The sequence below is a fragment of the Rhizobium sp. P1_E1 genome (genome assembly GCF_056406015.1).
In genome coordinates this window covers 1-12108 of the sequence record NZ_JBFUAY010000143.1, presented here as the reverse complement: position 1 = coordinate 12108, position 12108 = coordinate 1, and the positions used below count along the sequence as shown (strand labels likewise).

The following is a 12108-nucleotide window of genomic DNA, read 5'->3' as shown; positions in this document are numbered from 1 at the left end:
GGCGATGAGAGCGGCACTGCTCTCCTCCTCTTCCCAGACCAGGATTTCCCCCGGCAGATGCGGCAGCGTTTCGACACGGCTGCGCTCGAACCCCGGCACGATGTAGGAAATGGTCGCTTGCGTGACGAGCGCGCCGAGGAACCTCTCGCTCGGATGCCAGACCAGCCCCGTGAAGTAACGCAGGCTTTCGGTCGGTCCAAGAAGCACGGCAGCCAAGCCTCCGGCTTCGATCATTTTGCGAAGCCTGGCGAGGCGGTTCTGCCGTTCGTCCTCAGTTATGCGGGGTACCGTATGCTGCCATGACATGTTGTCTTCCTGCTTTTCCTGCGCTTCCAGATCGATGAAGCCCTCGCCTTGCAGCGGGGATCTTGAACCGACACTAATGCCGCTGTAGGCAATATGTCGACATGAAAAATGAGGAGATGGCGATGGCGGTCGAATACACCATACCGGGCATGCTGATACGCGATCACATGGTCGACGTTCCCCTGGATTGGTCGAAGCCGGAGGGGGAGACGATCCGGGTTTTCGCACGCGAAGTATGCGATCCCGCCCGCCGTCGCGAAACATTGCCGTTGCTGGCTTTCCTGCAAGGCGGCCCTGGCGGAAAATCGCCGCGGCCGAGCAATGGCGGGCCGCCATGGCTTGCCGAAGCCCTGAAGACGCACCGCGTTATACTGATCGACCAGCGCGGCACCGGGCGCAGCAGCCGGATCGAAAGTGCGACGATGGAGCACTTTGCCGACGGCAGGGCCGCAGCCGACTATCTCACCCTCTTTCGTGCCGACAGCATCGTTGCCGATTGCGAACATCTGAGGAAAACCGTCTTCGGCGGCGGACGCTGGCAGACGCTCGGCCAGAGCTATGGCGGCTTCCTGACGCTTACCTATCTCTCGAAGGCGCCGGAGGGACTTTCCGCCTGTTATGTCACCGGCGGCCTTGCCGGCCTTGGGGCGACGGCCGATGATGTCTATCGGCGCACCTACCCGCGCGTCGCCGAAAAGAACGCCGCCTATTACCGCCGCTACCCCGGGGATGCCGAGCGCATCAGCCGGATCGCCGACTATATCGAGGCCAACGAGGTGCGGCTGCCCGATGGCGATCGCCTATCCGTTCGCCGCTTTCAGACTATCGGCATCGATTTCGGCATGGCGCCGGGTTACGAGAACATCCATTGGCTGGTCGACGAGGCTTTCTCCGGTCCCAATGAAGACCGTCTCTCTGATCGCTTCCTCGCGTCCGTGATGTCGCTGACCTCCTATGACGACAATCCGCTCTTCGCCGTTTTGCAGGAAAGCATCTATGGCCAGGCCGGGACGCCGAGTGCCTGGGCGGCCGAACGCATCCGCGCCGAGCATCCGGCCTTTGCCGGCGACCGGCGGCCGCTGCTGTTGACGGGGGAGATGATGTATCCCTGGATGTTCGAGGAAATTCGCTCGCTCAGGGCTTTCAGGGCGGGTGTCGAGGCGCTGGCCACGCATGAGCGCTACGTGCCGCTCTATGCCCCGGCACGTCTCGCTGTAAATGAGGTGCCGGTCGCCGCCGTCATCTATCATGACGACATGTATGTCGATGCCGGGCTTTCGCTCGAAACAGCGCGCCACGTCGCCAACGTGCAGGCATGGGTGACCAACGAATTCGAGCACGACGGTGTCCGCCAATCGGCGGCTGTCCTGCGCAGGCTGATGACCTTGGTCAGGGAGCAGAGCGGCCCCCTCGCCCCCTGAGGCTCGAACGGTTCATTGCTCTCGTCGCATCAGGACATGCTGATCGCCACCGGCCGATCCAGGTCGCGGGCGATATATTCCTGGATCTGGCGAACGATCTGCCCGGCGTGGGCGATCGCCAGGCGGTCGGCCCGCTCGACGTCACCGGCCTCGATCGCGGCGATGATCTCCTCGTGTTCGTCGACATACTGGCGCGGCAGACGGTCGTCGAATGTCGAGTAGTAAAGGCGCAGGATGCGGCGGCCCTCGTCGAGCAGCCTGGCGAAGAAGGCGGTGTAATAGGAATTGCCGGCAAGTTCGGCAATCGCGACGTGAAATTCGCGGTTCGCCTCGATCATCGCATAGGCATCGCGCGCGGCAACGGCATCGGCGAAGTCCTTCTGATGCCGGCGGACGGTCTTCATGATGTCGCCGTTTCGCCGTTGCGCCGCGCCACGGGTCGTCACCCGGTACATCAGCGTCAACGCTTCGAAATAGGTGGGCAGGCTTGCGAAATCGATTGTCGCAACGATCGTGTTCCTGTTCGGGAGCGTCGTGACGAGCCCGTCGGCGGCGAGTCGCAACAGCGCCTCGCGAATGGGAGTCCGCGACATCCGGAAACGTTCCGACAGGCGCACCTCGTCGAGCGGACTGCCGGGTTCCAGCGCCATCGACAGGATTTCCCGMCTGAGCGTCACATAGACGCTCTGCGTGCCAGAGCCGCGCACCCGCACATTTTCCGCGTCGTTCCGCATTCGTCCGCCCTCTTTCGTTAGAGCCTTGTATTTCGTTTCGGCCGATTCCCGCAATGTCGGTCTTCGGGGGCCTCAAATTTGTAAGCTCACATCATTGAATCTTGTCGACAGTTTGTATATAAGGCAACTAATTTCAACGAGGCTCGATCAATGACCACAGGATGGAAGGGCGTATTTCCCGCCGTAACGACACAGTTCAACGAAGATCTTTCCGTTGATTTGCCCTCGACCCAGCGCGTCCAGGACGCGCTTGTAAACGATGGCGTCAATGGACTGATCGTCATGGGCACATGTGGCGAGAACAACTCGCTGGACCCCGAGGAGAAGCGCACGATCTTGAAAGCTGCCGTCGAGGTCGTCAACGGCCGCGTTCCCGTGGTGACGGGCGTGTCCGAATTCGACACGCGCCGTGCCGTCGCCTATGCTCGCGACGCCGAAAAGCTCGGCGCCGACGGACTTATGCTGCTGCCGGCCATGGTTTATGTGCCGAAGCCCGAAGAGCTGATTGCACATTTCCGCACCGTCGCCGAAGCGACCTCGCTGCCGATCATGCTGTACAACAACCCGCCGGCGTACCGCGTCAATATCGGCGCCGATGTGCTGAAGGTGCTTGCCGACGTGCCGAACATCAAGGCGGTCAAGGAAAGTGCGCCGGATCCGCGCCGCTTCACCGATCTCATCAATGAATTCGGCGATCGTTTCGATATCTTCGCAGGTCTCGACGACGTAGCGCTTGAAGGCCTGATGCTCGGCGCCAAGGGCTGGGTCTCGGGCTTGACCAGCGCCTTCCCGGAGGAATCCGTGCAGCTCGTTGCCGCCGCCGAACGCGGCGACTGGGAAGAGGCCCGCAAGATCTATCGCTGGTTCATGCCGCTTCTGCACCTCGATGCCGAACACGATCTCGTGCAGTCGATCAAGCTTGCCGAGCAGATCATGGGCCGCGGCTCCGAGCGCGTCCGCCTGCCGCGCCTGCCGCTTTCGGGTGCCCGCCGCGCCGAAGTCACCGCCATGGTCGAGAAGGCCGCTGCCACGCGTCCTTCGAAGATCCGCCAGGCTGCCTGATCAACGAGGCCGGCGACCCCGCGGTTGCCGGCCTTTCCGTGTTTGCAGTTCAGGCAAGCGCCAGCGACCGGCCGGTCGCCGGATCGAACAGATGCATCTGGTTCATGTTGAACGAGAGCGGCATAGTCGACATCGGCCTGGGCCCGCTCTCGGGATCGATGCAGGCGCAAAGACTTGCCTCGCCGATGCCGAAATAGACCATGGTCTCCGGCCCGAGTGGCTCCACAAGATCAATCTTAGCTTCGATGTCGGCATAACCAGGACGGGCCTGGCGGTCGGTGATCGATTCCGGCCTGATCCCGAACACGACTGATTTGCCGACATGGCTGGCATAGTCGCCGGCGCGCGCCTCAGGCACCGGAAGCTCGCTACCGTCAGTCAGTTTGACGACGAGACCCTTCTCTCCTGATAGCAGCGTCGCGGACAGGAAATTCATCGACGGTGAGCCAATGAAGCCGGCGACGAACTGGCTGACGGGCCGATGATAGAGCGCCTGCGGCGGTCCCGCCTGTTCGATGATGCCACCATTCATCACCACGACACGATCCGCCATGGTCATCGCCTCGACCTGGTCGTGTGTGACGTAGACGGTCGTCGTCGGCAACAGCTGGTGCAGCCGCTTGATCTCCGTGCGCATCTGCACGCGAAGCTTGGCATCGAGGTTAGACAGCGGCTCGTCGAAGAGAAAGACTTTCGGGTTCCGCACGATCGCACGCCCCATCGCGACGCGCTGGCGCTGGCCGCCCGAAAGCTGGCCCGGGCGCCGGCCGAGCAGCTCGCTGATATGCAGGGTTTCCGCCGCCCTGATGATACGCGCGTCGATCTCGCTCTTGGCGAGCTTCTGCTGCTCCAGGCAGAACGAAATATTCTCCCGCACCGTCATGTGCGGATAGAGCGCGTAGTTCTGAAAGACCATGGCGATATCGCGTTTGCCCGGGCCGAGCCGGTTGACGACCTGGTCGCCGATCACGATATCACCGCCGGTAATGTGTTCGAGACCCGCAATCATGCGCAATGTTGTCGATTTTCCGCATCCCGACGGGCCCACGAAAACGACGAATTCATTGTCTTCGATGTCAAGGCTGATGCCGCGCACGGCCTCGTAGATGCCATAGGATTTGACGATGCTCTTGAGTTCCAGCCGTGCCATGGTTTTCTCCTAGACCTCCTGCAACCAGATCGCCATCGCTCCGGGCTCGCGATTGGCCCAGAGGTGATAGGGGATCGCCGTGAAGGGCCGCTCCTTTAGCGAGGGAGGCGCGGTGCGATAGAGCACATTCTGYCAATCGGCTATATCGGCTTCGAGCGCAGTGCCTTCGAGGACGGTCGCTCCGCCGAGAAGCGCGGCATCGTAACGGGCAGAAATTTCCTCAGATGCCGGCAGGCGGAGCCGCTGCGGCTCGCCGCCGAGGTCGGTCTCCTCGATGCAATAGACGACAGGCCCGCGCCGCAGTGCGACGCGTCCGCCGTCTTCGGAGACGGCAGGATGCGCGTAGATGCGCTCGACCGGCATCGAGAAGCCGATGCGGACCTCGTCACCATTGCGCCATTCCCTTGATATTGCTGCATAACCCTTCGTCACGCATTGATCGAGATCGACGGCAGCACCATTGACCGAGACCTGCGCCTGCCTGCACCATCCGGGGATGCGAAGACGAAGCTGAAACCGGCTTGGCCGCTCGACGGCGAACCGCAGGCTGATGTCACCATCCCAGGGATATTGCGTCTCCTGGATCAGGCGCACGAAGTTGTCGCCGACTGTCAGTTCGGCGGAATTGGTGCCGTAGAGATGGATGGCGAGCTCATGATCACCCGTGGAATAGAAATATTGGCCGAGCGACGTGATGAAACGGGCAATGTTGGTCGGGCAGCAGGGGCAGTAATGCCATTTCCACCGGCGGTGCTGCCCGTGGCTTTCAAGGACGTTCTCATAGAAATAATGTTCGCCGTCGCGCGAGATGCCGGAAAGCGCGCCGTTGTAGAGTACCGTTTCCAGCCTGTCGGTGAACTTGCTGTCGAGATCGACCTGCGCCATGCGATGGCTCCAGAAGCCGAGCGCGACGGCTGCGCATGTCTCGGCATAGGCTGTCTCGTTCGGCAGGTCGAATTCCCGGGTGAACCCTTCATTGGATGCCGATGGGCCAAGGCCGCCGGTCACGTAGAGCTGGCGGCTGACCAGATTGTCGAAAAGCCGGTCGCAGGCCGCCTTCAATGTCGGATCGTCGTTCTCATGGGAGAGATCCGCCATCGCAGAAAACAGGTACATGGCGCGAACCGCGTGTCCGACGACCTGGTGCTGGTCGCGCACCGGCATATGGGCCTGGCTATAGGCATATGTCTCATAGACGTAATCATCAGGGCTCTCGCCGCGCTTGCGAGCCTCCTCGTCGTAATATGAGGGCATCCGGCCACGTTCGTCGACGAAATAGGTCGCAAGCTTCAGATGCCGCGGATCGCGCGTCACGCGATAGAGCTTGACCAGCGCCAGCTCGATTTCCTCATGGGCATCGTAACCCCTGAGCTTTCCGGGATCCGCGCCGAAGGTGGCGATGATATGGTCGACGGCGCGGATCATCACATCGAGGAAACGACGCTTTCCCGTCGCCTCGTGGTAGGCGACGGCACCTTCCAGCAGGTGGCCCATCGAATACATCTCGTGCAGATCGCGCAGATTGGTCCAGCGCCTGTCCGGCTCGCGGCGAATGAACCAGCTGTTGAGGTAGCCATCCGCCATCTGCCCTTTTTCGAGCTTTTCGACGATAGCGTCGATCTTCGTTTCGAGCACAGCATTCGGGTGAGCCTTCAGCGTGTAACTTGCGGCCTCGATCCATTTGCCGAAATCGGAATCGAAGAAATGCTGCATCGACAATCCGCTCGGCTGGATCGGGCGCACCAACGGCCCGGCCGGCTTGTCAAAATCGAGCACCTCGAGGAAGCCCTCCTCTTCCAGCCGCTTGTGCTGCGTCGGGATGGTGACGTTGCGAACCGTCTCGGTCCAGCTCTGCCAGAAACCGCCATCGAATACGACACCGGTATGGTCGGCAGGCCTGTATCGCTGCCGTCCCGCAGCGCGTGCCGGTTGAAAACGAGGTGAGCTGGTCATGAGGACTCCTGAGCGGGACGAGCGCTGTTACTTCACGGCGCCGGCCGTCAGGCCGCGCACGTAATATCGTTGCAAGAGAAGGAAAAGCAGGATGCAGGGGACCATGGTCACGGCTATGCCGGCCTGCAGCGCGCCCCAGTCGATGATGCCGTAGATGCCCGACGAAACATTCACCAGCATGATCGGCAGCGTGAACTTGTTCTGATCGGACAGAAAGATGAGGGCAGCGAGGAATTCGTTCCAGGAATTCAGGAAGGCGAACATCGCAACGGTGGCGACACCGGGAAGCGCGATCGGCAGCATGATCCGGCGCAGGATCGTCGCCTGCGAAGCACCGTCTATCCGCGCCGCTTCGATCAGCGCCTTCGGCACCGCGTCGAAGGCGTTGCGCATCATGAAAACGGAAAAAGGAAGCTGGAAGGTCACATAGATCAGCACCAGGCCGAGAAGGCTGTTCTGCAGCCGGAAGACTTTCAGGATCAGGAAAAGCGGCGTCAGGATCGACTGGAACGGAATCATCATCGTCGCCATGATCAGCACGAAGAGCAGCGACTGACCGGGAAAGCGGAATTTCGAAAAGCCGTATCCCGCCGGCACCGAGACGAGCACCGTCAGGATCACCGTTCCGGCAGCGATCAGCACCGAATTGCCGGCATAGACGTACCAGCCGGCGCCGACATGTTCGAGGCGGCGGTAATTTTCGAGCGAGAAGGCTTTCGAGAAAAGCGCTGCCGGATCGGCAAGTGCTGCGGCCGCGGGCTTGAAGGAATTGGCGAAGGACCAGACGATCGGCATCACGAAGAAGACGGCAAAGACGCATGCCGTCAGAACGAAGGCGAGATAACCGAGCCGCTCGCTCGCCGGCTTCGCCGCGAGATTATAATTGAGCCGTTCCATCAACCCTCCTCCGGCCGCTGGCGCAGCAGGACGAACTGGATCGCACTGATCGCCACCAGGACGACGAGCAGGGCAAAGGAGATCGCCGAGCCATAACCGAGACGGTAGGATGAGAACGACGCGAGATAGATCGAGAAGACCGCGGAGATCGTGCTGTTCTCAGGGCCGCCCTGGGTGATGATGAAGAACTGGTCGAAGGCCAGCATCGACGAAGTGACGTTGAGGACGAGCGCCAGCACGACCGAGTTCCTCATCAAAGGCAGCGTGATACGGCGAAACCGGCTCCAGACGCTGGCGCCGTCGATCCTGGCGGCTTCGATGACGTCGTTGGATATGCTCTGCAGGCCGGTCAGAAGGATGATCATCGTGAAGCCCGCTGTTTTCCAGACGACCATTAGGATGACGACGCCGAGTGCTGGCCAGAAACTTTCGAGCGGCCTCGGGGCGCTGTCGATAATGCCTGCTCCGCGCAGCAACTGCGCAAAGACGCCGCTATCGGGATTGAGCAGCCACATCCACAATGTCGAGGCCGCCCCGAAGCCGATTACGACGGGCATGAAATAGATCGTGCGGAAAAAGCCGGCGATCCGCAGCGGCCGGTCGACGAGCAGCGCCAAAGGAAAGGCCACCAGGAAGATCGCAGCCGTGACCAGCACCGTGTAGAGCAGCGTGAAACCCAGGGAATGCCAGAGCTGGGTATCGCCGATCAGCTCGGCATAGTTGGAAAGGCCGATGAATTTCGTCCGGCCAAGAAGCGGCCAGTTGTAGAAGCTCATCCAGACCGTCATGACAAGCGGCACGAGGAAAAGCACGACGATGAACAGCAAGCCYGGCAGGATGAAGGCAAGACCAAGCCAACCCTTTGGCTCGGGTTCTCCGGTCGCGACTGCGCGCCTCCGGCTGCGAAGTGTCGAGGATACCACCGCAACTCCTCCTTCCGCTTGAAAGTCGATATGTGAAATGGACGGCAGGGCATCCACAGATACCCTGCCGAAACGCGTTGGCTTAGTTCGGATTGGTGCGTTCAAGGATGCGGGTGAAGTCGGCCTGCGTCTTGGCGATCGTTCCGTCGACATCGTCGCCGAAGATCGTGCCCTGGATCAGATTGAGGAAGGGTCCGGTGCGGCTGACGAAGAGTTCGTCGGACGAAAATGTGTAAGGCGTGCGCCCCTTGGCGAGGATATTGTAGGCGACGAGATTGCGCTGGTCGAACTTCGCATAGGCTTCCGCTGCGAGGTCGGTGCGCGACGGCATCCCCGATTCCTGGGTGATGTAGACCTGCTGCTCGGGCTGCATGTAGAAATTGACGAAGTCGAGCGCGACTTTCTTCTTCTCTTCGCTGATGCCCTTAATCAGGGAAAGCGTATCGCCGCCGGCAAAGCTCGATTCACCGCCCTTCGGTCCGGGGATCGGTGCGACGGCGAATTTCACGTCGGGATATTTGCTGGTCAGCAGATTGACGATGTAGGAGCCGGTCATCAGGATGCCGACCTTGCCCGAGGCGAAGGCCTCGACGGCATTGTTGCCGTTGCCGGAACGCGAGGTCGGATGGATCGCACCGGCCTTCCACATATCGCGATAGGCAGCGATGGTCTCACGCAGCGCCGGCGTATCGACCGTGGCGCTGCGGCCGTCATCGCTCAGCACATCGGCACTGGCGGCCCAGAGATGCGGCAGGAAATCGTAGATCAGCCAGCTTCCCGAATTAGCGACGAAATAGAAGCCATAGGTCTCGTTGCCGAGCGCGGCGATCTTCTTGGCGTCGGTGGCAATCTCCTCCATCGACGCCGGCGCCTTGTTCGGATCGAGGCCGCCTTGGTGAACAGATCGGTATTATAAGCAATGATGGAGGCATCCGGCAGGGCCGGCACGCCGTAGATCTTGCCGTCATAGGTGGCAAGGCGGATGTGGGACGGGCTCATGGCCGCGGAATAAGGCAGCCCCTTCACGAAGTCGGAGATATCCTCGAGACCGTCCGCGGCGGCAAAGGTCGGGAGATAGATCAGGTCGAGCACGGCACCGTCAGGAGCCGCGCTGCCGGCAATCGCCGCACCCAGCTTCGGCACCATCTGCTCCGCCGTGATCTGGGTGACATTGACCTTGTCGGAGTGAGAGGCGTTGTATTTGTCTGCCAACCCCTGAAGGACGGCGCCGGACGACGTGCGCACCCATAGGGTGATTTCTTCGGCGCCGGCGAGAGAAGAGCTTGCCAGCAGTGCAAGAGCGGTGATCGTCGTTTTCAGTCGAAGCATGCTTGTTCCCCTTTTTCTCGTTCAGGCCTCAGGCCATCGGACGAAATGGACGTTAGATCAGAAATTTTTTGGTGTCGACAGTCTGTGTGCAAAAATATGATGTGCGTTTGATAAAACCTTTTAACAGCACATTTTTTTCTGCTAAAAGCTTTTATCATGAATCGACTATGAGGCGGCACTTGAAGAATACGGGCGATCGAAGACGGACGATTTATGATGTGGCGAAGGCTGCAGGCGTCAGCATTTCGACGGCGTCGAACGCACTGAACGACACCGGCCGGACGAATGCCGAAACACGCGAGCGGGTCCGGCGCGTGGCGGAGGAGATCGGATTTCGGCCCAATGCACTCGCCCGTGGGTTGCTAAGCAAGCGAAGCCATGCGATCGGCATGCTGACGAACGACACCTATGGCAGACTGACGCTGCCGATGGCGGCGGGGGTATCGGAGGTGCTGGTCGATCACGGCGTGTCCGTCTTCCTCTGCGCCACGAATAATGATCCGAGGCTCGCCCAGCTTCATCTGGAGGCGCTTCTCGACCGGCAGGTCGACGGCATCATATTCACCGCGACCCGCCTCGATCTCACGCCGCCGGTCCAGCTGTCTCGCTTGCCGATACCCGTCGTCTACGTCTTTGCCGAGGGACCGGCTGACAGCGTCACCTTCTTTCCGGATGACGAACAGGGCGCCCGCCTCGCCGTCGACCACCTGAAAGAACTCGGTCGATCGCGGATCCTCCACATCACCGGACCGCGGGATTATCTCGCCGCTCGCATCCGCGCCCAATCCTATCTTGACGCCTGCGGCGACGGTGCCGAAGCGATGTTCGGCGACTGGTCGGAGGAATGGRGTCACGAGGCCGTTCAGTCGGTGTTTGCCCGGCCCGGCGCAAAGCCCGACGCCATCTTCTGCGGCAGCGACGAGATCGCCCGCGGTGTCATCGACGCGCTACGCGACCTCAATGTGGAGATTCCCACGGATGTCGCCGTGGTCGGCTTCGACAATTGGGAGGTCGTCGCACGGCAAACGCGCCCGCCGCTGACCACCATCGACATGGACTTGAAGGAACTGGGCCATCGCGCCGGCCTGGCAATCCTCAGCCTCTCCAAGGGTGAGCCGGTCCCTGCCGGCATCACCAAATTGCCCTGTCGCCTGGTCGTGCGGCAGTCTTGCGGCAGCCCCCTTCAATCCGGCTGAGAACGACGGCAAGCAACACAGCAAGCCGGCCGTCGTCGCTATTATCTGTCCGTGGAATTGCCGGAACGGGTCAGGCTGTTGCGGCTGACCAGCGATGGTATCTGGAGAATATGCTCGGAAGCGGTGCGGCCTTCTATTCTGGAAATGAGGGCCCGGGTTGCGACCTGACCGAGCTCCCTGCCCGACTGATCGATGCTTGCGAGATTGACGAGACCGAGTGCTGCGGTCGACGAATTGTCGTATCCGATGACGGCGAGATCTTCGGGCACGCGCACACCCATCTCCATAGCCAGGCTCAGAAGGGTGATCGCGTCGAGGTCGCTCCAGCAGAATACCGCGCGCGGTCTGTCCTTCCTCGATAGAAACTTTCGCATCGCCTCTTCCCGCTTCGGCGAAGCAATGGGAATTTTGCCGATCGCTGGCGAGGAGCCGAGCCCGCCACGCTGCATCGCCCGGCGAAACCCGATCTCACGCTGGCGGACGACGGAGACCGCGTGTCCCTGGCGCTCGCCGAGACTGAGCATTTCAATGTCGCGATAACCGCAGGCCAGAAGCGCTTCCACGGCGATCTCCGCGCCGCGCTGATCGTCTGCATTGACGGTATCGAAGGCCGTAGCGCTGGCATCGTGGTAACCGACCGCGACGATCGGTATCTGGACTGCGAACCTTGCGAGGATCTCCGAGGGCAGACGCGGCGCAACGAGGATAAGGCCGTCCATCTTGTAGTCGATCATCGACTCGATCAACGACGTCTCCAGCTGCACGCGCGCATCGCTGACGCCGATCATCGCCTGGTAGTGCGAAGGCGCCAGCACCCCGTTTACGCCGGCAATCACCTCCGGAAGGAAAGGATTGCGGATATCGATCAGGAGCACTCCAATGGTGAAACTCCGGCCACGCAGCCCTCTAGCTGCCCGCGAGGGGCGATATGCGAGTGCCTCGATGGCATCAGTCACCCTTGCGCGTAGCGCATCACTGACGCCGTAGGCATTTCGCATCACCTTGGAAACTGCTGCGACCGATACGCCTGCGTGAGTTGCCACCGTCCGGATCGTCACGCGATCGTTTCGTTGCAGCTTTTGTTTTTCTTCGATTGACATGAAATCTCTGGCTTACTGCGGATCGTCAACATCGCCC

Annotated in this window: 10 protein-coding genes and 1 pseudogene; 3 read left to right on the top strand and 8 right to left on the bottom strand. The window is 61.1% G+C overall.

Features of this window, described 5'->3' with window-relative positions; translation table 11 throughout:
* The coding region (locus tag AC1D1Z_RS28405; RefSeq protein WP_477852281.1) for an aminopeptidase P family N-terminal domain-containing protein at positions 1-306 on the bottom strand (306 nt) is incomplete at its 3' end.
* 122 nt (positions 307-428) lie between these two features.
* Between AC1D1Z_RS28405 and AC1D1Z_RS28400 the strand changes: the two genes are divergently transcribed.
* Complete coding sequence (locus AC1D1Z_RS28400; RefSeq protein ID WP_130654039.1) at positions 429-1727, top strand: alpha/beta fold hydrolase; 1299 nt, start codon at positions 429-431, stop codon at positions 1725-1727.
* Between the two features lie 29 nt (positions 1728-1756).
* Here AC1D1Z_RS28400 and AC1D1Z_RS28395 read toward each other — a convergent pair whose 3' ends face one another.
* A complete protein-coding gene (locus tag AC1D1Z_RS28395; protein ID WP_477852279.1) occupies positions 1757-2461 on the bottom strand; it encodes a GntR family transcriptional regulator in 705 nt (234 codons plus the stop codon).
* 150 nt (positions 2462-2611) lie between these two features.
* Here AC1D1Z_RS28395 and AC1D1Z_RS28390 point away from each other — a divergent pair, with 150 nt between their 5' ends.
* Positions 2612-3523, top strand: coding sequence for a dihydrodipicolinate synthase family protein (locus AC1D1Z_RS28390; RefSeq protein ID WP_018446088.1), 912 nt, complete (start codon positions 2612-2614; stop codon positions 3521-3523).
* 49 nt (positions 3524-3572) lie between these two features.
* Here the strand turns inward: AC1D1Z_RS28390 and AC1D1Z_RS28385 are convergent, their stop codons facing one another.
* The 5 genes and pseudogenes from AC1D1Z_RS28385 to AC1D1Z_RS28365 form a co-directional block, all read right to left on the bottom strand.
* Positions 3573-4673 (bottom strand): ABC transporter ATP-binding protein, encoded by a 1101-nt coding sequence (locus AC1D1Z_RS28385; protein WP_130654040.1) that lies wholly within the window; start codon positions 4671-4673, stop codon positions 3573-3575.
* 9 nt (positions 4674-4682) lie between these two features.
* The gene (locus AC1D1Z_RS28380; RefSeq protein ID WP_477852277.1) at positions 4683-6626 is read right to left on the bottom strand and encodes a glycoside hydrolase family 127 protein; all 1944 of its coding nucleotides are present in this window, start codon (positions 6624-6626) and stop codon (positions 4683-4685) included.
* Positions 6627-6653: 27 nt separating this feature from the next.
* Positions 6654-7523 (bottom strand): carbohydrate ABC transporter permease, encoded by an 870-nt coding sequence (locus tag AC1D1Z_RS28375; protein ID WP_112907901.1) that lies wholly within the window; start codon positions 7521-7523, stop codon positions 6654-6656.
* Positions 7523-8446, bottom strand: a complete 924-nt coding sequence (locus tag AC1D1Z_RS28370; protein WP_047620441.1) for a carbohydrate ABC transporter permease — start codon at positions 8444-8446, stop codon at positions 7523-7525. The genes AC1D1Z_RS28375 and AC1D1Z_RS28370 overlap by 1 nt, the downstream gene beginning before the upstream one ends.
* Before the next feature lie 82 nt (positions 8447-8528).
* A pseudogene (locus AC1D1Z_RS28365) lies at positions 8529-9775 on the bottom strand (ABC transporter substrate-binding protein).
* A 179-nt stretch (positions 9776-9954) separates the two neighbouring features.
* Between AC1D1Z_RS28365 and AC1D1Z_RS28360 the strand changes: the two are divergent.
* Positions 9955-10971, top strand: coding sequence for a LacI family DNA-binding transcriptional regulator (locus AC1D1Z_RS28360; protein ID WP_477852276.1), 1017 nt, complete (start codon positions 9955-9957; stop codon positions 10969-10971).
* A 41-nt stretch (positions 10972-11012) separates the two neighbouring features.
* On the opposite strand, the gene AC1D1Z_RS28355 is transcribed toward AC1D1Z_RS28360, so the two are convergent.
* Positions 11013-12071, bottom strand: coding sequence for a LacI family DNA-binding transcriptional regulator (locus AC1D1Z_RS28355; RefSeq protein WP_130719322.1), 1059 nt, complete (start codon positions 12069-12071; stop codon positions 11013-11015).
* Positions 12072-12108: the final 37 nt, after the last annotated feature.